This is a genomic window from Candidatus Contubernalis alkalaceticus, assembly GCF_022558445.1.
Classification (GTDB): Bacteria; Bacillota; Dethiobacteria; order SKNC01; family SKNC01; genus Contubernalis; species Contubernalis alkaliaceticus.
In genome coordinates this window covers 388,308-409,460 of record NZ_CP054699.1, presented here as the reverse complement: position 1 = coordinate 409,460, position 21,153 = coordinate 388,308, and the positions used below count along the sequence as shown (strand labels likewise).

General features: G+C 45.1%; 27 protein-coding genes. All 27 read right to left on the bottom strand.

The features are described from left to right. Window positions 1-2: 2 nt before the first annotated feature. Window positions 3-185, bottom strand: a complete 183-nt coding sequence (rpmD, locus tag HUE98_RS01970) for a 50S ribosomal protein L30 (RefSeq protein ID WP_241422213.1) — start codon at window positions 183-185, stop codon at window positions 3-5. A 10-nt stretch (window positions 186-195) separates the two neighbouring features. After that, window positions 196-708, bottom strand: a complete 513-nt coding sequence (gene rpsE / locus HUE98_RS01965; protein WP_241422212.1) for a 30S ribosomal protein S5 — start codon at window positions 706-708, stop codon at window positions 196-198. Between the two features lie 52 nt (window positions 709-760). Beyond that, complete coding sequence (gene rplR, locus HUE98_RS01960) at window positions 761-1,129, bottom strand: 50S ribosomal protein L18 (RefSeq protein WP_277623697.1); 369 nt, start codon at window positions 1,127-1,129, stop codon at window positions 761-763. Between the two features lie 23 nt (window positions 1,130-1,152). After that, window positions 1,153-1,689, bottom strand: coding sequence for a 50S ribosomal protein L6 (gene rplF, locus HUE98_RS01955; RefSeq protein WP_241422211.1), 537 nt, complete (start codon window positions 1,687-1,689; stop codon window positions 1,153-1,155). Window positions 1,690-1,720: 31 nt separating this feature from the next. Further along, window positions 1,721-2,119 carry a 30S ribosomal protein S8 gene (rpsH, locus tag HUE98_RS01950; RefSeq protein WP_241422210.1) on the bottom strand — a complete coding sequence of 133 codons (399 nt, stop codon included), beginning with the start codon at window positions 2,117-2,119 and terminating at the stop codon, window positions 1,721-1,723. 29 nt (window positions 2,120-2,148) lie between these two features. Beyond that, complete coding sequence (locus HUE98_RS01945) at window positions 2,149-2,334, bottom strand: type Z 30S ribosomal protein S14 (protein WP_241422209.1); 186 nt, start codon at window positions 2,332-2,334, stop codon at window positions 2,149-2,151. 27 nt (window positions 2,335-2,361) lie between these two features. Further along, window positions 2,362-2,901, bottom strand: coding sequence for a 50S ribosomal protein L5 (gene rplE, locus HUE98_RS01940; RefSeq protein WP_241422208.1), 540 nt, complete (start codon window positions 2,899-2,901; stop codon window positions 2,362-2,364). A gap of 31 nt (window positions 2,902-2,932) precedes the next feature. Next, window positions 2,933-3,256, bottom strand: a complete 324-nt coding sequence (gene rplX, locus HUE98_RS01935; RefSeq protein WP_241422207.1) for a 50S ribosomal protein L24 — start codon at window positions 3,254-3,256, stop codon at window positions 2,933-2,935. 44 nt (window positions 3,257-3,300) lie between these two features. Beyond that, window positions 3,301-3,669, bottom strand: a complete 369-nt coding sequence (gene rplN, locus HUE98_RS01930; RefSeq protein ID WP_241422206.1) for a 50S ribosomal protein L14 — start codon at window positions 3,667-3,669, stop codon at window positions 3,301-3,303. A 31-nt stretch (window positions 3,670-3,700) separates the two neighbouring features. After that, a complete protein-coding gene (gene rpsQ / locus HUE98_RS01925) occupies window positions 3,701-3,958 on the bottom strand; it encodes a 30S ribosomal protein S17 (RefSeq protein ID WP_277623696.1) in 258 nt (85 codons plus the stop codon). A gap of 39 nt (window positions 3,959-3,997) precedes the next feature. Then, window positions 3,998-4,192, bottom strand: coding sequence for a 50S ribosomal protein L29 (gene rpmC, locus HUE98_RS01920; RefSeq protein ID WP_241423483.1), 195 nt, complete (start codon window positions 4,190-4,192; stop codon window positions 3,998-4,000). Then, a complete protein-coding gene (rplP, locus tag HUE98_RS01915) occupies window positions 4,182-4,616 on the bottom strand; it encodes a 50S ribosomal protein L16 (protein WP_241422205.1) in 435 nt (144 codons plus the stop codon). The genes rpmC and rplP overlap by 11 nt, the downstream gene beginning before the upstream one ends. A 1-nt stretch (window position 4,617) precedes the next feature. After that, window positions 4,618-5,292: a 30S ribosomal protein S3 gene (gene rpsC / locus HUE98_RS01910; RefSeq protein ID WP_241422204.1), complete on the bottom strand. Its 675-nt coding sequence runs from the start codon at window positions 5,290-5,292 to the stop codon at window positions 4,618-4,620. A gap of 6 nt (window positions 5,293-5,298) precedes the next feature. Then, window positions 5,299-5,637, bottom strand: a complete 339-nt coding sequence (rplV, locus tag HUE98_RS01905) for a 50S ribosomal protein L22 (RefSeq protein WP_241422203.1) — start codon at window positions 5,635-5,637, stop codon at window positions 5,299-5,301. Window positions 5,638-5,659: 22 nt separating this feature from the next. Then, window positions 5,660-5,944: a 30S ribosomal protein S19 gene (gene rpsS / locus HUE98_RS01900; RefSeq protein ID WP_241422202.1), complete on the bottom strand. Its 285-nt coding sequence runs from the start codon at window positions 5,942-5,944 to the stop codon at window positions 5,660-5,662. A gap of 31 nt (window positions 5,945-5,975) precedes the next feature. Continuing rightward, window positions 5,976-6,803, bottom strand: a complete 828-nt coding sequence (rplB, locus tag HUE98_RS01895; RefSeq protein WP_241422201.1) for a 50S ribosomal protein L2 — start codon at window positions 6,801-6,803, stop codon at window positions 5,976-5,978. A 13-nt stretch (window positions 6,804-6,816) separates the two neighbouring features. Continuing rightward, window positions 6,817-7,107: a 50S ribosomal protein L23 gene (gene rplW, locus HUE98_RS01890; RefSeq protein ID WP_241422200.1), complete on the bottom strand. Its 291-nt coding sequence runs from the start codon at window positions 7,105-7,107 to the stop codon at window positions 6,817-6,819. After that, a complete protein-coding gene (rplD, locus tag HUE98_RS01885; RefSeq protein ID WP_241422199.1) occupies window positions 7,107-7,730 on the bottom strand; it encodes a 50S ribosomal protein L4 in 624 nt (207 codons plus the stop codon). Before rplD ends, rplW begins: the two co-directional genes overlap by 1 nt. 30 nt (window positions 7,731-7,760) lie before the next feature. After that, on the bottom strand, window positions 7,761-8,393 hold the full coding sequence (gene rplC, locus HUE98_RS01880) for a 50S ribosomal protein L3 (RefSeq protein ID WP_241422198.1): 633 nt from the start codon (window positions 8,391-8,393) through the stop codon (window positions 7,761-7,763). 40 nt (window positions 8,394-8,433) lie between these two features. After that, window positions 8,434-8,742 carry a 30S ribosomal protein S10 gene (gene rpsJ / locus HUE98_RS01875; RefSeq protein WP_241422197.1) on the bottom strand — a complete coding sequence of 103 codons (309 nt, stop codon included), beginning with the start codon at window positions 8,740-8,742 and terminating at the stop codon, window positions 8,434-8,436. 164 nt (window positions 8,743-8,906) lie between these two features. Beyond that, window positions 8,907-10,109 carry an elongation factor Tu gene (gene tuf / locus HUE98_RS01870; protein WP_241422196.1) on the bottom strand — a complete coding sequence of 401 codons (1,203 nt, stop codon included), beginning with the start codon at window positions 10,107-10,109 and terminating at the stop codon, window positions 8,907-8,909. Between the two features lie 78 nt (window positions 10,110-10,187). Next, complete coding sequence (gene fusA / locus HUE98_RS01865; RefSeq protein WP_241422195.1) at window positions 10,188-12,263, bottom strand: elongation factor G; 2,076 nt, start codon at window positions 12,261-12,263, stop codon at window positions 10,188-10,190. A 36-nt stretch (window positions 12,264-12,299) separates the two neighbouring features. After that, entirely contained in the window at window positions 12,300-12,770 is a 471-nt protein-coding gene (gene rpsG, locus HUE98_RS01860) for a 30S ribosomal protein S7 (protein ID WP_241422194.1), read from the bottom strand. 21 nt (window positions 12,771-12,791) lie between these two features. Next, a complete protein-coding gene (rpsL, locus tag HUE98_RS01855) occupies window positions 12,792-13,163 on the bottom strand; it encodes a 30S ribosomal protein S12 (RefSeq protein WP_241422193.1) in 372 nt (123 codons plus the stop codon). A gap of 81 nt (window positions 13,164-13,244) precedes the next feature. Beyond that, window positions 13,245-13,496, bottom strand: coding sequence for a L7Ae/L30e/S12e/Gadd45 family ribosomal protein (locus HUE98_RS01850; protein WP_241422192.1), 252 nt, complete (start codon window positions 13,494-13,496; stop codon window positions 13,245-13,247). Window positions 13,497-13,572: 76 nt separating this feature from the next. Beyond that, entirely contained in the window at window positions 13,573-17,253 is a 3,681-nt protein-coding gene (gene rpoC, locus HUE98_RS01845) for a DNA-directed RNA polymerase subunit beta' (RefSeq protein ID WP_241422191.1), read from the bottom strand. Between the two features lie 28 nt (window positions 17,254-17,281). After that, window positions 17,282-21,142 (bottom strand): DNA-directed RNA polymerase subunit beta, encoded by a 3,861-nt coding sequence (gene rpoB / locus HUE98_RS01840; protein ID WP_241422190.1) that lies wholly within the window; start codon window positions 21,140-21,142, stop codon window positions 17,282-17,284. Between the last annotated feature and the right edge of the window lie 11 nt (window positions 21,143-21,153).

The window sequence follows — 21,153 nt, the reverse complement described above, 5'->3', positions numbered from 1 at the left end:
ATTTAACCAATTTCTTCAACTTTAACCAAATGTTTTACTTTATTTATCATCCCTCTTATTTGAGGTGTGTCATTGTGATCTTTACTTTTGTTCAGTTTGGTAAGCCCTAAACTAATTACAGTATTTTTCTGATCCTCTGCATATCCAATAGAGCTTTTAACCAGGGTTACCCGCAGCGTTTTCATATTTACCCTCCTAACTAAAGAGCTCAGAAACTGATTTGTTTCGAAGTTTGGCTACTTCTTCTGCTCTCTTCATTCCCTTAATACCCTCCAGGGTGGCCTTTACCATATTAATAGCATTGGCAGAACCCAAGGACTTGGTCAAGATATCTTTGATCCCTGCTGCCTCCAACACTGCCCTCACAGGACCGCCGGCGATCACCCCGGTTCCCTTGGAAGCAGGTTTTAGAAGTACTCTCCCTGCACCGAATCTTCCCATAATTTCATGGGGGATACTATCTTCCACGATGGGCACAAGAATCATATTTTTCTTAGCGTCTTCAATGCCTTTTCGGATGGCTTCCGGTACTTCACCGGCCTTACCAAGACCGGCACCTACTTTGCCTTTCCCGTCTCCTACCACCACCAGGGCACTGAAACTAAAACGTCTTCCGCCTTTGACCACTTTAGCTACCCTGTTTATTTGAACTACTTTTTCTATAAATTCGGATTCTTTAGGATCTTTGCGTCGTTTATCCCTTTGCAAGCTTTTCCCTCCTTTATCAGAAAATATAATGCTAACAATTTTCCATATTTATTTAAAATTTAAGCCCCACTTCTCTGGCTCCGTCGGCTAAGGACTTCACCCTGCCGTGATATCGATATCCTCCCCGGTCAAAAATTACGGTTTGCACACCTTTATCCAGAGCTCTTTGGGCCAGTAATTCTCCGACTTTTTTTGCTTTACCCTTTTTATCCAGACCCTCCAGTTTTCCAGCTAATTCATGATCAAGACTGGAAGCACTGACTACAGTTGTTCCGCTCAAGTCATCAATAATCTGGGCATAAATCTGACTGGAACTGCGAAAAACGTTTAAGCGGGGCTGATCAGCTGTTCCAGATATTTTGGATCTGATACGCATATGTCTTTTCTTTCTTAAAAGATTTCTGCTTTCTTTCCGGAACAATATTATTCCTCCCTTCCAACAGACTACTTACCGGCTTTACCAACTTTACGCCTGATTTTCTCATCCAAATATTTTATTCCTTTGCCTTTATAGGGTTCCGGTCTCCTTATATCCCGTATATTAGCAGCTAACAATCCTACCGCTTCCTTATCGATGCCCTTTACTACAATCTTATTGGGCGTCGGAACATCCAGTTCAAGTCCCTCCTTAGGCTCAACCAGCACAGGATGAGAATAGCCGATAGCAATGTTTACGTTATTTCCCTGCTTGGTGGCCCTGTAACCAACACCCACCAGTTCCAGGGTTTTCTCAAAGCCTTTGGTAACCCCTTCCACCATGTTATTTATCAGGCTTCGGGACAGGCCGTGCAGAGCACGATGCTGACTGCTGTCTGAAGGACGGGTTACCGTCAGGATGTTTTCTTCAATCTCAACACTCATGTCCTTAGGAATCATTTTCTGAAGCTGTCCCATAGGACCTTTTACCGTGACCAGGTTATCGGAAACCTTGATTTCTACGCCCTGGGGAATGTTGATAGGTTTTTTGCCAATCCTGGACATTACTTAAGCCCTCCAATCACAAAAATTACTTTTACCATACGTAACATAATACTTCTCCGCCGACTCCGGTTTTCCTGGCGTCTCGATCGGTCATCAATCCCTTTGACGTGGAGACAACAGCAATCCCTAGACCCCCTAAAACCTTGGGTAATTCATCGTTATTAACATATACCCTTAATCCCGGCTTGCTGACTCGCTTTAAACCGGTAATAACTCTCTCTTTAGACGCTCCATACTTCAGATAAACTCGAATTATCCCCTGTTTGCTATCTTTTCGATATTCAAATTCCCTAATGAATCCTTCACTCTTCAATATCTCTGCCAGGGCCAGTTTCACCTTAGACGATGGTATTTCTACTTGGTCCAGATGAACTCTGTTGGCGTTTCTTATTCTGGTGAGCATATCTGCAATCGGATCCGTCATGCTCATACAAGGATACCCCCTTTCACAAATACTATTTACCAGCTGGCTTTTCTAACTCCAGGTATTTTACCTTCATGGGCCAGCTTGCGAAAGCATAGACGGCACATGCCAAATTTTCGCAGATAAGCATGGGGACGTCCGCAAATCATACAGCGGTAATATCCTCTTACCTTAAATTTTGGATCCCGCTTTGCTTTAGCAATTAACGATTTTTTGGCCACCTTTTTCCCTCCCTAAATGCAAATTTCTTAAACCTTAAACGGCATTCCAAAAAGCCTAAGCAATTCTCTGGCTTCTTCGTCTGTTTTAGCGGACGTAACCACAGTTATATCCATACCCATGATTTTTTCCACATCATCGTAGTCTATTTCCGGAAAAATTAACTGTTCCTTTAATCCCAGGGAATAATTTCCCCTACCATCAAAGGATTTGGGAGAAATGCCCCTAAAGTCTCTTACCCGGGGTAGTGCTACATTAATCAATTTTTCAAGGAAATAATACATCCTCATGCCTCGCAAGGTTACCTTACAGCCGATGGACATACCTTCCCTCAACTTAAAGTTAGCTACTGATTTCTTGGCTTTGGTAACCACTGGCTTCTGGCCGGAAATGATTGAGAGGTCTCTAACGGCAGCATCCAAAAGCTTTGGGTTTTCCTTGGCTTCACCCACGCCCATGTTTATTGCCACTTTCTCTAATCGCGGCACTTCAAAAATATTTTTATAATCAAACTTCTGAACCATTTCATTTCTAATTTCGTTAATATATTTATCCTTAAGTCCGGACAAAACCCCTACCTCCTTTCAGCCCAAATTAGCGTTAGATCGTTTCTCCGCATTTACTGCAGCGTCTAGTTTTTGTTCCATCAGCCAATATTTTTTTACCTACTCTGGTTGGCTTTTTACAGGAAGGACACACTAACGAAACTTTTGAACTCCTGATTGGGGCTTCCTGTTCCTTAATCCCTCCTTGGGGAGACTTCTGTGTAGGACGGGTATGTTTCTTAACAATGTTTACCCCTTCCACCACAACTTTTCCTTCTTTAGGGAGGCAGGAAATAATCTTTCCCTTTTTACCTTTGTCTTTTCCGGACAGAACGATTATCTTATCTCCTTTTTTCACATGCAGCTTAGGTGTTGTCATCCTTCCACCTCCTTATTGCTCAATAAAACTATTACTGTTGATTCCTAAAGTACCTCCGGTGCCAAGGAAACAATTTTCATGTATTCCTTATCCCTCAGTTCTCTGGCCACCGGCCCAAATATACGGGTTCCTCTGGGGTTTCCCTGATCATTAATAATTACTGCCGCATTTTCGTCAAACTTAATATGAGATCCGTCGTTTCTATTCAGTCCCTTTTTAGTTCTGACAATTACAGCCCTGACCACATCACCTTTTTTCACCATGCCGCCGGGATTAGCCTCTTTGATGGTAGCGACAATGGTATCACCGATACTGGCAAATTTCCGTCCAGAACCGCCTAAAACTTTGATACACATAATTTTTCGGGCTCCAGTGTTGTCTGCAACATTTAGATAAGATTCACTCTGAATCATTGGTGCCCCTCCTTTCCTACGCTAGCCGCCACTACAGCTCGGATTTTTCCAAGACTTCTAAAACCCGCCAATTTTTATCCTTGCTCAAAGGCCGTGTCTCAATAATTCTTACTTTATCGCCCGTATGGCAGGCATTGTTTTCATCATGAGCCTTAAACTTTTTGGTCTTCCGCATAGTTTTTCCATACAACGGATGCCGGGTAATTCTTTCTACCGCTACTACGACGGTTTTATCCATTTTATCGCTGACAACTCTGCCAACCCGGACCTTCTTTTTTCCTCTTTCCAAACTACAGGCCTCCTTTCTCTAAAAACTAAATCCTTGGATTTAGCCGTTTAACTCCCGTTCTCTGATAATGGTTTTTACTTTGGCGATACTCTTTTTAACATCACGAATACGCATGTGATTTTCCAACTGGCCTGTAGCCATCTGAAAACGCAGGTTAAACAATTCTTCCTTCAGTTCCCCAACCCTATTTTGTAATTCTGTATCAGTCATGTCACGAATTTCTTTAACTTTCACGCGTATCACCACCCAATTCTTCCCTCTTGATAAACTTGGTTTTAATAGGTAGTTTATGAGCAGCCAGGCGCATGGCCTCCCGAGCAGTTTCTTCATCCACACCGGCCAGTTCAAACAGGACTCTGCCAGGCTTCACTACAGCCACCCAATATTCCGGTGAACCCTTACCGCTTCCCATCCGGGTTTCAGCAGGTTTTTCCGTAACAGGTTTATGAGGGAATATTTTAATCCAAACTTTCCCTCCCCTTTTAATAAAACGGGTCATAGCAACACGAGCTGCTTCAATCTGCTGACTGGTTATCCAGGCCGGTTCCAGGGCTTGTAAGCCAAATTCACCAAATACAATGGTGTTGCCACCTTTTGATATGCCTTTCATGCGTCCGCGATGCTGGCGGCGATATTTTACCCTTTTGGGAATCAACATACTAGTCGCCCCTTTCTTTTCCTACATTTTTACCTGGAATTTTCTTTGCCTCAGGTAAAATTTCTCCTTTATAGATCCAAACTTTAACTCCAATCTTGCCGTACGTAGTATCTGCTTCTGCAAAGCCATAATCGATATCTGCCCGTAAGGTCTGCAGGGGAACAGTCCCCTCGTGATAAACTTCAGCCCGGGCAATTTCTGCACCGCCCAAACGACCGCTGCAGCCTACCTTAATCCCTTTAGCCCCAGACCTCATGGTCCGGTTCACCGACTGTTTCATGGCTCTCCTGAAAGCAATCCTGCGCACCAGCTGTGATGCTATATTTTCAGCCACCAGCTGTGCATTCAGTTCAGGGACTTTAATCTCCAAAATATTAACATGCACTTGTTTTCCAGTTAGTTTTTCCAGGTTTTTTCGCAGCTGTTCCACACCGGATCCGCCTCTTCCTATTACCATACCTGGCTTACCGGTATGAATGGATAATCTGATCCGATTAGCAGCTCTTTCTATCTCTACCCTGGATACACTAGCCTGGCTCAGGTTATTTTTAATGAAATCCCGAATAGCCAGATCTTCGTGTAATAATTCTTTATAGTTGCTTTTGGCATACCACCTGGCATCCCAGTCACGAATTATGCCCAGACGCATCCCTATGGGATGTACTTTTTGCCCCACTGTGTTCTATCCCTCCCTTTCTTGTAAGATTACGGTAATATGACTAGTTCTTCTTCTAATCCTACCTACCCGGCCCATGGCCTTGGCACGCCAGCGCTTTAATGTCGGACCTTCGTCTATATAGGCCTTGGCCACGAACAGAGCGTTAACATCCATCTCATAGTTGTGTTCTGCATTTGCTATGGCCGAAATTAAAACTTTTTCCAGTACTCTGGCCCCTTTATTGGGCGTAAACTTTAATATAGAAAGTGCTTGATCCACATTTTTTTCCCTGATAAGGTCAGCAATGAGACGCACTTTGCTGGGTGTAACTCGGACATATCGGGCTACTGCTTTTGCTTCCATGACTATCCCTCCCCTTCGCCAATTATTTCAGGGCTGATGACCTTTCGGTGTGGTGACCATGACCCCTGAAAGTCCTGGTGGGGGCAAACTCTCCCAGCTTATGTCCCACCATATCTTCCGTAATATAGACAGGCACATGCTTGCGGCCGTCATGCACCGCCAGGGTATGGCCTACCATTTCCGGGAAAATGGTTGAACGTCTGGACCAGGTTTTAATCACCCGCTTTTCGCCCTTTGCATTCATTTTTTCTATTTTCTCAAATAATCTTGCTTCAATATAGGGACCTTTTTTTAAGGACCTGCTCAACTTGACTATCCCTCCCTTCAACGGTTAACCTTTACTTTCTTTTTTTAACAATGTATCGATCAGAATCTTTGTTCTTCTTCCGAGTCTTATAGCCCAGGGTAGGTTTACCCCAGGGTGTCACCGGACTCTTCCGTCCGATAGGTGCTTTTCCTTCACCACCGCCGTGAGGGTGATCTGTAGGATTCATTACTACCCCTCGAACTGTGGGCCTAATCCCCTTCCAACGTTGGCGGCCGGCCTTGCCGATGGTAATATTCTCATGATCAGCATTTCCCACCTGACCCAGAGTGGCTTTACACCCCACTGGAATCAGCCTTACCTCTCCCGATGGAAGCCGTATATGAGCATGTGTGCCTTCTTTCGCTAAAAGCTGGGCAGAGGTTCCGGCAGAACGAACAAACTGTGCGCCCTTGCCTGGCTTCATCTCAATGTTGTGTATCACGGAACCCACCGGCATGTTTCGTAAAGGAAGGCAGTTGCCCGAACGAATCTCCGCTTCCGGACCCGAACTTATGATCATACCAACCTTCAAGCCTATGGGACTCAAAATATATCTTTTTTCTCCGTCGGCATAATTAAGAAGGGCTATATTAGCAGAACGGTTGGGATCATATTCAATCTGTACAACTTTTGCCGGGATCCCATCCTTTTCCCTTTTAAAATCTATAATTCTGTACTTCCGCTTGTGTCCTCCCCCCTGATGCCTCACCGTGATACGACCATAGGAGTTACGTCCAGCCTTTTTCTTCAGAGGAGCAGTCAGGGACTTTTCAGTTTCAGTGGAGGTAATTTCTTCAAAGGTTGAAACAGTCATATGTCTCTTCCCAGGGGAAGTAGGAATGAATTTTTTGACAGCCATTTATATCCCTCCTTTACAGTCCTTCGAATATTTCAATGGGCTTACTGTCCGGCTGTAAGGTGATTATAGCTTTTTTCCAGTCGGAGGTATATCCCCTGTGAACACCCATTCTCTTGGGTTTCCCCTTCATCCTCATGGTGTTTACACTTTTTACCTTCACCCCGAATATTTCCTCCAGGGCTTTTTTAATTTCTATTTTGTTGGCTTTGATGTCAACCTTAAAGGTATACTTACTTTCTTCCATTTGAATGGTACTTTTTTCTGTTACAATGGGTTTTATGATAATATCTCTGGCATCCCGCATCAAGAAAATACCTCCTCAGCTCTATTTACGGCCTCCTGGGTTAAAATCAAATTCTCACAATTCAAGATGTCGTAAACATTTAATTGATAAGCCGGAAGTATCTTGACTCCGGGTATATTTCTGGCTGACTTAACTACCATGTTGTCTGGTTCCCCGGTTACCACCAAAACTTTTTTTGGTGCTTTCAAATTGCCCAGCAATTGGGCCATCTCTTTGGTTTTAGGTTCTTGAAAACCCAACTGTTCCAGAATCTTTAATGAACCTGATTTTACTTTAGAGGTCAAAGCTGACTTAATGGCCAGCCTTTTAGCCTTCTTTGGCATGGTATAGCCGAAATCTCTGGGATGAGGGCCGAAAGTGATTCCACCGCCAACCCAGAGGGGAGAACGAATAGTACCGTGCCGTGCCCTGCCCGTGCCTTTTTGCCGCCAGGGTTTTCGCCCACCGCCCCGCACTTCTGCTCGGGTCTTGGTGGAAGCATTGCCCTGCCGCCGGTTGGCCAGGTGCATTAAAACTGCGTTGTGCATCAATGTTTCATTTACATCTACATCAAAAATACTCGGGTTCAAATCAACTTCTCCCACTTGATCCCCTTGTGTATTGTATAACGCCACCTTAGGCATGATGTATTCCTCCTTTCCTACCTGAAGTTGTTACCCGTCCTTCTTTGCCGTATCTTTTACCACCAGGAGAACTCCCTTGGGACCCGGTACTGAACCTCGAATTAAAATAAGATCTTTTTCCGGGTAAACTTTGGCAACCGAGAGCTTTTGGACCGTTACCCGATCCCCGCCCTTCCTTCCAGGCAGCGGCCGACCTTTAAAAACCCTGGCAGCATCAACAGAGCCCATGGAACCAGGGCCTCTATGGTAATGAGAACCGTGACTCATAGGTCCACGTCTTTGACCGTGCCTTTTTATAGAACCGGTAAAACCTTTTCCTTTGGAAATTCCGGTCACATCCACCAGGTCTCCTGCCTTAAATATATCAGCCTTAATTTCCTGTCCTACTTCATATTCATCTACACTGCTGAGAGACAGTTCTTTAAGATATTTCTTAGGAGTTACGTCAGCTTTTTTAAAGTGCCCTAATTTGGGTTTGTTCAATCTTTTTTCCTTCTGGTCCTCAAACCCCACCTGAAGAGCCTTGTAACCGTCTGTCTCTTCGGTCTTTTTTTGAACTACCATACAGGGTCCTGCCTTAATTACCGTTACCGGTATTACATTACCTTTTTGGTCAAATATTTGGGTCATTCCAACTTTTGTGCCGAGTATAGCTTTTTCCATTTTGTACACCTCCCCAGTCAAGATTAATTTAGAGAATTAGCTACAGCTTGATTTCAATATCTACCCCTGCCGGCAGGTCCAACCTCATCAGTGCGTCGATGGTGCCCGGTGTAGGTTCCATAATATCTATAAGCCTTTTGTGGGTCCGCATTTCAAACTGTTCACGGGAATCCTTATATTTATGGGGGGCACGAATAACCGTGTATATGCTTTTCTCCGTGGGAAGCGGCACTGGACCTGAAACTGAAGCCCCGGTTTTTTTCGCCGTTTCAACAATTTTTCCGGCGGACTGGTCCAGAATGTTATGGTCAAAAGCCCTTAATCGTATTCTAATTTTTTGCCTGGACATCTCTTTCCTCCTTATCGCCCGATTTATTAACGGACATGCTCCGTAAAAATTACCCGTTCCTATTCCATTAGGGAAGGGACGGCAACCTTTTACTTCATCACGTATTTCCGCTGGATTTATTATCTTTTCTTATACCTCTTCAGTCGTATCTAGCTTTAGCTATATTATTCGATGATTCCGGTTACCACCCCGGCGCCTACGGTACGGCCGCCTTCACGAATGGCGAAGCGCAGCCCTTCTTCGATGGCGATGGGGGTAATCAATTCTATATCCATATTTACATTATCCCCAGGCATTACCATTTCCACGCCATCAGGCAGAGTGGTAACACCGGTCACGTCAGTGGTACGGAAGTAGAACTGGGGACGGTATCCATTAAAGAACGGGGTATGCCTTCCACCCTCTTCTTTTTTCAGCACATACACTTCCGCCTTATACTTGGTATGAGGGTTAATGGAACCAGGCTTCGCTAAAACCTGACCTCTTTCTACTTCTTCCCGGTCAATACCCCGAAGCAGGGTCCCGATGTTATCGCCAGCTTCTGCATAGTCCATGATTTTGCGGAACATTTCCACGCCGGTTACCACAGTCTTACGGGAACGTTCGGCGAAACCTACAATTTCTACTTCATCACCAGTTTTTACTGCGCCACGCTCAACTCTACCGGTAGTAACGGTACCCCGTCCGGTAATAGTGAAAACATCCTCAATAGGCATCAAGAAAGGCTTATCAACATCCCTTTCAGGATTTGGTATAAATGAATCGATGGCATCCATCAATTCCCAAACTGCTTTACAATCTTTACATTCTCTTTCGCCGCAGCCGCATTCCAGAGCCTTAAGGGCAGAACCTTGAACAATAGGAGTATCGTCCCCAGGGAATTCATAATCGCTTAAGAGATCCCTGACTTCCATCTCTACCAGTTCAATTAGTTCTTCATCATCCACCATATCAACTTTGTTCAAGAATACAATAATGTAAGGAACCCCCACCTGACGGGCCAGCAAAATATGCTCCCGAGTCTGGGGCATTGGGCCGTCAGCTGCGGATACTACGATGATAGCACCGTCCATCTGGGCAGCACCAGTGATCATGTTCTTGATATAGTCGGCGTGTCCAGGACAGTCAACGTGGGCATAGTGACGGGTTTCCGTCTCATACTCAACATGAGCGGTAGCAATAGTGATTCCCCGCTCCCTTTCTTCCGGAGCCTTGTCAATTTCGTCAAAAGTCGTCCTTTTAGCATATCCCTGATTGGACAGACAGTGAGTAATAGCTGCGGTAAGAGTAGTCTTACCATGGTCAACGTGTCCGATTGTTCCCACGTTTACGTGGGGTTTTGTCCTTTCGTATTTTTCCTTTGCCATTTTTTAATACCTCCCAAATATTATTTTTGGTTTTAATTGAATTATAGTTAGGGATTTAACCCTTATTGATTGTCATTCTTAAGAACCGTATTTCTCAATGATTTCTGTGGCCACAGATTTGGGCACCTCTTCATAATAGGAAAATTCCATTGAATAGGTTCCCCTTCCCTGGGTCTTTGAACGAAGTGTGGTGGCATAACCAAACATCTCAGACAGGGGAACAAAGGCCTTAATTACTTGGGATCCTGACCGGGGCTCCATTCCTTCAATTCTACCCCGGCGTGAACTTACGTCCCCCATAATATCCCCCATATATTCTTCAGGAATTACCACTTCAATTTTCATCATAGGCTCTAAAAGAGCCGGCTTTGCTTTTAGGACCCCCTGTTTAAAGGCCATAGATCCAGCAATTTTAAATGCCATATCTGAAGAATCCACATCATGGTAAGAACCATCTACCAAAGAAACCTTAACGTCCACCACGGGATAACCTGCCAGGACACCATTAGTCATGGCTTCCTTTACACCGGTATCCACTGAAGGAATGTATTCTCTGGGAACTTTCCCCCCAACAATCTTATCTTCAAATTCGTACCCTTTTCCCGTTGTTAGCGGTTCCAGTTCCAGCCAGACATGGCCATACTGGCCTCTTCCACCGGATTGACGGACAAACTTTCCTTCCACCTTAACTTTTCCTCGGATAGTTTCTTTGTAAGCTACCTGGGGTTTGCCCACATTGGCATCCACATGAAACTCCCGCAGCAGGCGGTCAATGATGATTTCCAGGTGCAGTTCACCCATGCCGGAAATAATTATCTGACCTGTTTCCTCGTCGGTATAAGCCCTAAAAGTAGGATCCTCCTCCGACAGTTTCTGCAGGGATATGGACATTTTTTCCTGGTCTGCCTTGGTCTTAGGCTCTATAGCCACATCGATTACCGGTTCGGGGAATTGAATATTTTCCAAAAGCACCGGTGCCTTTTCATCACACAGGGTATCCCCTGTAGAAGTAAAGCGCATTCCCACCAGGGCTACTATGTCCCCGGTATAAACTTCTTTTACCTCTTCTCTGTGGTTGGCATGCATCCTCAATATTCTACCAACTCTTTCTTTTTTACCCTTGGTAGAATTGTAAATGGTCATACCTGTAGTAAGCCTACCGGAATAAATCCTTATAAAAGTAAGTTTCCCTACATACGGATCAGTCATAATCTTAAAACTCAGAGCTGAAAAGTGCTCATCGTCAGAGTATTTCCGCAGAGTTTCCTCCTGGTTATCTTCGGTAAATCCTTTGATAGCATCGATATCATCAGGAGATGGAAGATAATCTACCACCGAATCTAACAGAGGCTGTACCCCTTTGTTTTTATAAGAGGAACCGCAGAGCACCGGCACCAGTTGTGTGGCAATGGTGGTTTTGCGAATCGCTTTTTTAATATCTTCTATGGAAATTTCTTTGCCCTCCAGATACTTATCCATAATATCTTCGTCCAGTTCGGCCAAGGTTTCCAGGATCTTTTCCCGGTGTTCCAAAGCCAACTCCTTCAGCTCTTCAGGAATTTCCGATTCATCACTTTTGGTTCCTAAATCGTCTACATAAATGATGGCTTTTAAGCGAATAAGGTCTACAAAACCTTTAAAAGAGCTTTCGCTTCCAATGGGTATCTGCAGCGGCAGCACTTTCGCTTTAAGCTTTTCCCGCATGGCATTTAGAACACTAAAAAAATCAGCACCCATGATATCCATCTTGTTGATATAAGCAATTCGGGGAACACGATACTTATCTGCCTGACGCCAAACGGTTTCAGACTGCGGTTCAACTCCGCCTTTAGCACAAAACACTCCCACGGCCCCATCCAGGACCCGCAAAGCCCTTTCCACCTCAACAGTAAAGTCAACGTGGCCTGGTGTGTCAATAATGTTCACCTGAAAATCCTTCCATATGCAGGTGGTAGCGGCTGAGGTTATAGTAATGCCTCTTTCCTGCTCCTGGACCATCCAGTCCATGGTAGCTGCTCCATCATGTACCTCCCCCAGACGATGAACCCTTCCTGTATAAAACAGGATGCGTTCCGTTGTGGTGGTCTTTCCGGCATCAATATGGGCCATAATTCCTATATTTCTAACTTTTTCTAGTGCAAACAGCCTTGGCATCTAGTATCCCCCCTTTCTAAAAAAGTATGAAATATTCTACCATCTATAATGGGCAAAAGCCTTGTTGGCCTCAGCCATTTTATGGGTGTCTTCTTTCTTTTTAAAGGATGTTCCCATGGAATTGGCGGCATCCATTAGTTCCCCAGCCAGCCTTTGGGCCATGGTTTTCTCCCCTCGACCCCGTGCATACCCTACCAACCAGCGTATAGACAGAATCATTTTTCTGTCTGGACTCACTTCCAGGGGCACTTGATAAGTGGCTCCACCCACCCTTCGGGGTTTTACCTCCAAAACGGGTGCAACATTCTTAATGGCTTCTTCAAAAACCTCAATGGGTTCCCTTCCTGCCTTTTCCTTTATAATATCCAGGGCAGAGTAAAAAATTTCCTGGGCTTTGCCTCTTTTCCCATCCAACATTAATTTATTAATAAACCGGGTAACTAACTTACTGTTATAAATAGGGTCAGCTAATACATCCCGTTTTGGTACAGATCCTTTCCTAGGCACTTAGCATTACCTCCCTTCCCACTATTTCTTTAATTTGGTACCGTATTTACTGCGGGATTTTGCCCTGTTTTCAACCCCGGCAGAGTCTAGGGCTCCTCTGACTAAATGGTATCTAACTCCAGGCAGGTCTTTCACCCTTCCGCCCCTTACCAAGACCACTGAGTGTTCCTGCAGGTTATGGCCCACACCGGGGATATAAGCAGTCACTTCCATTCCGTTGGTGAGCCGAACCCTGGCGATTTTTCTCAGAGCAGAGTTAGGCTTCTTGGGAGTAGTTGTGGATACCCTGGTGCATACACCCCTCTTTTGGGGGGATTCTTCTAAAGCCGGAGACGTTGATTTTTTCTTTATCACCCGTCTTCCCTTTCTTACCAGTTGACTTATGGTAGGCATAATGCACCTCCTTCCAGTAAACTAAAATTCTTGACAAAAGCTTAAATATAAAAGGGGCCTGATATTTCGGCCCCTGGATGCCTAATCTCTCAAAATAGCAACCATAGCTGCGCCCACTTTAATACCACAGGCTTTTCCCAGCTCATCCATCAGGGGTATTTCTACAATCTCAATATTATGTTCATTGCATAGATCCTGAACAGGCCTGGTGACCCTGTTTTCCGCATCTAGAGCTACAAAAACTAATTTAGCTTCATGGTTTTTAACAGCTTTCATTGTCTGCTTGGTACCAATTACTGTTTTGACGGCCCCCTGCAAACGTTCCAATGTCATTTCTTTCCCTCCTTAAAACTGTAACCTTACTAAGGAAGTAACAGAAAGCAAAAATACACACTCCATTAGTTTACCATCACACAGTCGTGTTGTCAACCATTTCTGCAGGGCTTTCCACAGTTTCTTCTTCTGGAATTACCTCCGTCAACACATCCTGTTCCTGCTCAGGTATCCTGATTCGAATATTCCGGTACCTGGACATCCCTGTCCCTGCTGGAATCAGTTTACCTATAATCACGTTTTCTTTCAACCCTAACAGGGGATCTACCCGGCCCTTGATGGCAGCCTCGGTGAGCACCCTGGTGGTTTCCTGGAATGAGGCAGCTGACAAGAAAGAATCCGTAGCCAGAGACGCCTTGGTTATACCCAGCAGAACCGAACGGGCTGAAGCAGGCTGACCTCCTTGCTCCTCTACTTCCCGATTCACATCCTCAAATTGGAAGACATCCACCAGACCTCCCGGCAGCAGGTCTGTATCCCCGGAATCCTCTGCCTTCACTTTTTTCAGCATCTGCCGGATTATAATTTCAATATGCTTATCGTTGATATCCACTCCCTGGAACTTGTAAACCCTCTGCACTTCCTGCAGCAAATAAAGCTGTACACCCCGGGGCCCTTTTACTTTCAAAAGGTCATGGGGATTGATGGAGCCCTCTGTTAATTCCGTCCCGGCAGAGATATTATCTCCGTTAGCAACTTTCAACCTGGCTCCGTAAGGGACATTATATACTTTGGGCTCACCATACTGAGGCATCACCTTAACTTCTCTCTTGTTTCTGGCCTCTCTGATTTCCACAGTCCCTTCGATCTCACTGATAATAGCCAATCCTTTTGGTTTCCTGGCTTCAAAAAGTTCTTCAATCCTGGGGAGACCCTGGGTAATATCATCCCCGGCTACACCCCCGGTATGGAAGGTACGCATGGTAAGCTGAGTCCCCGGTTCACCAATAGACTGGGCAGCTATAATCCCTACGGATTCACCGATTTCCACAATCATCCCGGTGGCCAGATTCCGGCCATAGCATTTAACACACACACCATATCGGGAGCGGCAGGTCAAAACCGAGCGGATATTCAGCTGTTTCAACCCGCTTTTTATAATTTCATCGCCTTTTTCTTCGTCTATCAAATGATTCTTCTTCACAATAACCTGACCGGTCTGGGGATGAATAATATCCTCAATGACATATCTACCCACTAACCGTTCACCCAGCTCTTCAATGATTTCATTTCCGTCTTTGATTTCCATGACTTCTATACCGTTTTCAGTGCCGCAGTCCTCTTCCCGGACAATTACGTCCTGGGATACATCCACCAGCCTTCGGGTCAAATATCCGGAGTCAGCCGTCTTAAGAGCTGTATCCGCCAGTCCCTTTCTGGCCCCGTGGGTAGAGATAAAATATTCCAACACCGTCAGGCCCTCTCGGAAATTAGCCTTAATAGGAAGGTCAATGATCCGACCGGTAGGGTCTGCCATAAGTCCCCGCATCCCCGCCAGCTGAGAAATCTGTCCAACATTACCCCGAGCCCCGGAATGAGCCATCATAAATATAGGATTGAAACGATCTAGATTGTTCATCAAAGCTTCGGTAACATTTTCCCGAGCCCTGGTCCATACAGAAATGACCCGGGAGTACCTCTCATCCTCGGTAATTAAGCCCCGCCTGAACTCCTTTTCAATCACTTGAACCTCCTGTTCTGAAGATCCAATTATAGCAGGTTTTTCCTCCGGAATTATGATATCAGCAATAGCCACGGTAACTCCGGCCTTAGTAGCGTAGGAAAAGCCCAATTTCTTCATATGGTCTAAAATTTCCGCTGTCCGAGTACTTCCATATTTGCGGAAACAGAGGGCAATGAGCTTACCTAACAACTCCTTTTTAACAGTATCCCTGGTTTCCCTCATTTTAATTATTTCCCTGATATCTACTCCTTTTTCAGAGATTATATCATCTTGAGAAACAGCCTGAACCAAATTATGGGAATTGATATAAGGAAAATCCTCAGGGAAAATTTCGTTAAAAATCAGTTTTCCCGCCGTAGTAATCAAGTATATCGGAGCAGTTCCCTGGTTTAAAGAATCGCTCATATTTTGTATTTTTTTATTATAGTCTCGAATATTAACACAAATTTTGGCCTGCAGGTCAATTACTCCCGTATGAAAGGCCAAAATAGCCTCCTGAGGATGGAGGAAACGCTTACCTTCACCTTTAGCCCCTTCTTTTTCTATGGTCAGATAGTAACAACCTAAAACCATATCCTGTGTAGGGGTGGTCACCGGAGCACCATCCTTGGGATTCAAGATATTATGGGCGGAAAGCATAAGAAGCCTGGCTTCCGCCTGAGCCTCTGCAGACAGAGGAACATGAACGGCCATTTGGTCTCCGTCAAAATCAGCGTTGTAAGCAGTACAAACTAAAGGATGGATTTGGATAGCCCTTCCCTCAACCAGCACCGGTTCAAACGCTTGAATCCCCAAGCGGTGTAGTGTAGGCGCCCGGTTCAACAGCACCGGATGGTCCTTAATAACTTCCTCCAGGACATCCCAAACCTCAGGTTTAACCTTTTCTACCATGCGCTTAGCGCTTTTTATGTTATGGGCTAAACCGTCATTGACCAATTTTTTCATAACAAAAGGTTTAAATAACTCCAGAGCCATTTCTTTAGGCAAACCACACTGGTACATCTTTAATTCCGGCCCCACCACGATTACGGACCGTCCTGAGTAATCCACCCGTTTTCCCAGCAGATTCTGACGAAAGCGGCCCTGCTTACCTTTTAACATATCGCTTAAAGATTTCAAGGGACGATTTCCCGGCCCTGTTACCGGCCTTCCCCGGCGGCCATTATCGATCAAGGCATCCACAGCCTCTTGAAGCATCCTCTTTTCATTGCGCACGATAATATCCGGGGCACCCAAATCTAACAATCTTTTTAAGCGGTTGTTCCGGTTAATCACCCTGCGGTAAAGGTCATTTAAATCTGAAGTAGCGAATCTACCTCCATCCAGCTGAACCATAGGCCGCAGATCCGGTGGAATAACCGGAATAACATCCAGGACCATCCAATATGGAGAGTTGCCCGATTTACGGAATGCCTCTACCACCTCCAGGCGGCGCACCGCCCTGATTCTCTTCTGCCCGGTGGTTGACCTCAATTCTGCCCGAAGCTCTTTGGAAAGCTGTTCTAAATCAATTTCTTCCAGAAGCTTTTTAATAGCTTCTGCTCCCATTTCAGCCCTGAACCCTTTGCCTGCCTTAATCAGCTGACTATGCTGTTCTAAAAGTTCCCGGTATTCTGTCTCTGTAAGCAGCTGCTTTTTAGTCAAACCGCTTTCACCGGCATCTATAACCACGTAAGCTGCAAAGTATAAAATCTTTTCCAGAGCCCGGGGAGACATATCCAGAAGGAGGCCGAGGCGACTGGGAATCCCTTTGAAATACCAAATATGGGAAACAGGTGCAGCCAGTTCAATGTGTCCCATTCTTTCCCGACGCACTTTAGACCGGGTTACTTCTACCCCACACCGATCGCACACAATCCCTTTATATCGGACCCTTTTGTATTTACCACAGTGACATTCCCAATCCCGCTGAGGGCCAAATATTTTCTCACAGAAAAGCCCCTCCCGTTCCGGCTTTAAGGTCCTGTAGTTAATGGTCTCCGGCTTTTTAACTTCTCCCCGGGACCATTCCCTGATCTGCCCAGGGGAAGCCAACCCAATCTTTATAGCATCAAAGTTATTAACATCGAACAAGGGCTATTACTCTCCCTTCCAAATTTAATTAAATATCTTCGTCTTCTTCCAGGCCTTCATCTTCATCAAAATCTTCATCTTCATCGATATCTTCATCAAGATCTTCATCAAGATCTTCATCCAATTTATCTTCTATATATTCCTCTTTAAATCTGTTTTTCTTCTTTCGTCGTGGTTCAACTAGATAGTCTTCGTCTTCATCATCCTCAGGTATATCAAATGAATCTTCATCATCCAAATCAAATTCTACATCATCCAGCTCATTGGTTATTTCTGGATCATCCAGGGATACCACTTTAATAAGAGCATCATCTATTTCTTCCTCTGTACTATCTTCGTCTTCCAGATTATCTATGTCTTCATGGTCATCATCTTCTTGGTCTTCCCGTTCCTTACCCTCAATATCAATTTCCAGTTCTTCTTTCAAATCAGTTATTTCTTCCTCTTCCTCCTCACGGATAGGAATTTCTCCGGCCTCTTCACTGAATACCTTAACGTCCATTCCCAGGGACTGCAGTTCCTTTACTAAAACCTTAAATGACTCCGGAACTCCAGGTTCCGGAATATTTTCTCCCTTTACAATGGCCTCATAAGTTTTCACCCGGCCTATTACATCATCAGACTTTACCGTCAGTATTTCCTGTAGGGTATAGGCGGCACCGTAGGCCTCCAAAGCCCAAACCTCCATCTCTCCAAACCTCTGGCCCCCAAATTGAGCTTTCCCGCCCAGGGGCTGTTGGGTTACCAGGGAATATGGCCCCGTGGAACGAGCGTGTATTTTATCATCCACTAAATGAGCCAGTTTGAGCATGTAAACATAACCTACAGCAACCTCATTATCAAATGGTTCACCGGTCCTACCGTCATAGAGAGTAGTTTTTCCGGTGTCAGAATATTTAGCTTCTCTCAGACATTCAAACACGTCATCCTCATTGGCACCATCAAAAACCGGAGAGGCCATATGAATGCCCAGGGCTTTAGACGCCCAACCCAGGTGTGCTTCCAACACCTGTCCTATATTCATCCGGGAGGGCACTCCCAATGGATTCAACACGATTTCCACAGGCCTGCCGTCAGGTAGGAAGGGCATATCCTCCTCCGGCATGATTCTGGCGATAACCCCTTTGTTGCCATGGCGGCCGGCCATCTTATCCCCTTCTGATATTTTTCTTTTTTGAGCTACGTAAACCCTGACCAGTTCATTTACTCCGGGGGGAAGTTCGTCTCCTGCTTCCCGGGCAAACACCTTCACATCCACAACCATACCGGATTCACCATGGGGAACCCTCAAAGAGGTATCCCTGACTTCCCGGGCCTTTTCACCAAATATGGCCCGCAGCAGCCTTTCTTCGGCAGTAAGTTCCGTCTCTCCCTTGGGGGTCACTTTCCCCACCAGAATATCTCCAGCCCTGACTTCCGCTCCAGAGCGGATAATGCCCCTCTCATCCAAGTCCTTCAACGCTTCTTCCCCCACATTTGGAATATCCCGGGTTATTTCCTCCGGCCCCAGTTTGGTATCCCTGGCTTCCGCCTCGTATTCTTCAATATGTATGGAGGTAAACACATCCTCTTTTACAGCCTTTTCACTGAGTAAAATAGCATCTTCATAGTTATAGCCCTCCCAAGGCATAAAAGCAACCAAGATGTTCCGGCCTAATGCCAGTTCTCCAAAATCGGTGCAGGGGCCATCAGCAATCACATCGCCCTCCTCTACCCGATGGCCTTTTCGTACAAAGGGCTTCTGGTTCATGCAGGTACCTTGGTTAGACCTTTTAAACTTTTGCAATTTATACATATCCAGCCCCTTGCCTAACCGGGCTGTTAACTCTGGACTGTCAAATATTTCTCCCGTCCTCCCGTTGATGATCCGGGAGTCCAGTTCATCATCCCTTTTAATAACGATCTCATCTGCAGTGACTCTGAATACTTCTCCATTGGAACGGGATATAACCACCACACCAGAATCCTTGGCCGCCTTATACTCCATCCCTGTTCCTACCAGAGGTGCCTCCGTCTGCATCAAAGGAACTGCCTGCCGCTGCATATTAGAACCCATAAGAGCCCGGTTGGCATCATCATTTTCCAAAAATGGAATCAGCGCAGTAGCCACACTGACCAATTGTTTTGGTGAAACATCCATGTAGTCAATTTCCTGAGCAGGCTTGGTCAAAACTTCATGTTTAAAACGACAGCTGATCCTGCTGCTTAAAAAGTAGCCATTCTCGTCCAACAAAGCATTAGCTTGAGCAACAACAAAATTGTCCTCGTCATCTGCAGTAAGGTATACAATCTCTTCAGTAGCAATACCCTGCTCTTTGTCCACCTTTCGATATGGGGTCTCAATAAAACCGTACTTATTTATTCTAGCGTAGGTGCTCAAAGAACCAATCAGTCCAATATTAGGACCTTCAGGGGTTTCGATGGGACACATCCTGCCGTAGTGAGAATGGTGAACATCCCTCACTTCAAACCCTGCTCTTTCCCGGCTTAAACCTCCGGGGCCCAGGGCACTCAGTCTTCTTTTATGAGTCAACTCAGCCAGAGGGTTTGTCTGGTCCATAAACTGGGAAAGCTGACTTGAACCAAAAAACTCTTTAATGGCGGCAATGACCGGCCGTATATTAATTAAGGCTTGGGGAGTAATGGCATCCACATCCTGAATGGTCATTCTTTCCCTTACCACTCTTTCCATACGGGAAAGCCCGATACGAAACTGGTTCTGCAGCAGTTCTCCTACACTACGAAGGCGGCGATTACCCAGGTGGTCAATATCATCTGTGTTGCCCAGCCCATCCATTAAGTTCATCAGGTAACCCACGGCAGCCAAAATATCCTCTTTAGTTAAATTTTTAATATTTAAATCTACTCCACCGTTGGTAAATACGGTGCATGCTTTATTTTCATTACCATATATTTTAACCTTTTTAATCTTCTTTTCTTTTAAAAGATCGCATACTTTTTCCGTTACCCTGGTATTTGCTTCAACCAATACTGCCCTGGTCTCCGGATCCACAACGTCTTCTACCAGCAGTTTACCTATAATCCTGCTGGTCAAAGAAAGCTTTTTATTCACTTTGTAACGGCCCACATGGGCAAAATCATAACGCCTGGGGTCAAAAAAGAGGGACTGGAATAAGGACCGGGCGTTTTCCACATTTAGGGGCTCACCGGGCCTTAACCTTTTATAAATTTCTAAAAGTCCCGAATCACTGGAATCTGTATGGTCTTTTTCTAAGGTACTGTCTATCCTGGAATCCATGTCAAAAAGTTTTTTCAGATCCTGATCCGTTTCATAACCAATAGCCCTTAAAAGCACCGTTACAGGAACTTTCCGGGTTCTATCGACCCTGACAAAAATCACATCGTTGGCATCAGTTTCAAATTCCAGCCATGCACCCCGATTAGGTATAATTGTTCCTGTAAATAGTAGTCTCCCGCTCAAATCCCAGGAAGAATTATAATATACTCCTGGAGAGCGAACCAACTGGCTGACAATTACCCTTTCGGCGCCATTAATAATAAAGGTGCCGTTTTCCGTCATCAGGGGAAAATCCCCCATGAACACTTCCTGTTCTTTTACCTCTCCTGTTTCCTTGTTGATTAACCGTACCTTCACTCTAAGGGGGACGGAATAAGTTACATCCCTTTCCTTACATTCCTCCACAGAGTATTTAGGCCCTCCCAAAGTGTAACCAATAAATTCTAGTATTAAATTTCCCGTAAAGTCTTTAATTGGAGAAATATCATGAAACATCTCCTGAAGCCCCTGATTTAAAAACCACTGATAAGAGCTCCTCTGCACTTCAACCAAATCCGGCAGGTCTAATACTTCGTTAATTTGGGCAAAATTTCTTCGTTCTCTTTTACCCACCTTTAAGATACTTGCCATTAAAAGCTTCA

What these genes read in the sequence shown, in the direction of transcription:
- rplW (WP_241422200.1), bottom strand. Translation starts at nt 7,107, where the DNA reads ATGCGGGATGCCAGAGATATTATCATAAAACCCATTGTAACAGAAAAA.
- rplN (WP_241422206.1), bottom strand. Translation starts at nt 3,669, where the DNA reads ATGATTCAGAGTGAATCTTATCTAAATGTTGCAGACAACACTGGAGCC.
- rpmD (WP_241422213.1), bottom strand. Translation starts at nt 185, where the DNA reads ATGAAAACGCTGCGGGTAACCCTGGTTAAAAGCTCTATTGGATATGCA.
- fusA (WP_241422195.1), bottom strand. Translation starts at nt 12,263, where the DNA reads ATGCCAAGGCTGTTTGCACTAGAAAAAGTTAGAAATATAGGAATTATG.
- HUE98_RS01850 (WP_241422192.1), bottom strand. Translation starts at nt 13,496, where the DNA reads ATGACATTGGAACGTTTGCAGGGGGCCGTCAAAACAGTAATTGGTACC.
- rpsH (WP_241422210.1), bottom strand. Translation starts at nt 2,119, where the DNA reads ATGAGCATGACGGATCCGATTGCAGATATGCTCACCAGAATAAGAAAC.
- rplB (WP_241422201.1), bottom strand. Translation starts at nt 6,803, where the DNA reads ATGGCTGTCAAAAAATTCATTCCTACTTCCCCTGGGAAGAGACATATG.
- rplD (WP_241422199.1), bottom strand. Translation starts at nt 7,730, where the DNA reads ATGCCTAAGGTGGCGTTATACAATACACAAGGGGATCAAGTGGGAGAA.
- rplC (WP_241422198.1), bottom strand. Translation starts at nt 8,393, where the DNA reads ATGGAAAAAGCTATACTCGGCACAAAAGTTGGAATGACCCAAATATTT.
- rpoB (WP_241422190.1), bottom strand. Translation starts at nt 21,142, where the DNA reads ATGGCAAGTATCTTAAAGGTGGGTAAAAGAGAACGAAGAAATTTTGCC.
- rplV (WP_241422203.1), bottom strand. Translation starts at nt 5,637, where the DNA reads ATGGAAGCAAAAGCAGTAGCCCGATATGTCCGAGTTACACCCAGCAAA.
- tuf (WP_241422196.1), bottom strand. Translation starts at nt 10,109, where the DNA reads ATGGCAAAGGAAAAATACGAAAGGACAAAACCCCACGTAAACGTGGGA.
- rplF (WP_241422211.1), bottom strand. Translation starts at nt 1,689, where the DNA reads ATGTCCAGGATTGGCAAAAAACCTATCAACATTCCCCAGGGCGTAGAA.
- rpsJ (WP_241422197.1), bottom strand. Translation starts at nt 8,742, where the DNA reads ATGTCCAGGCAAAAAATTAGAATACGATTAAGGGCTTTTGACCATAAC.
- rplX (WP_241422207.1), bottom strand. Translation starts at nt 3,256, where the DNA reads ATGACAACACCTAAGCTGCATGTGAAAAAAGGAGATAAGATAATCGTT.
- rpsL (WP_241422193.1), bottom strand. Translation starts at nt 13,163, where the DNA reads ATGCCTACCATAAGTCAACTGGTAAGAAAGGGAAGACGGGTGATAAAG.
- rplP (WP_241422205.1), bottom strand. Translation starts at nt 4,616, where the DNA reads ATGTTGATTCCCAAAAGGGTAAAATATCGCCGCCAGCATCGCGGACGC.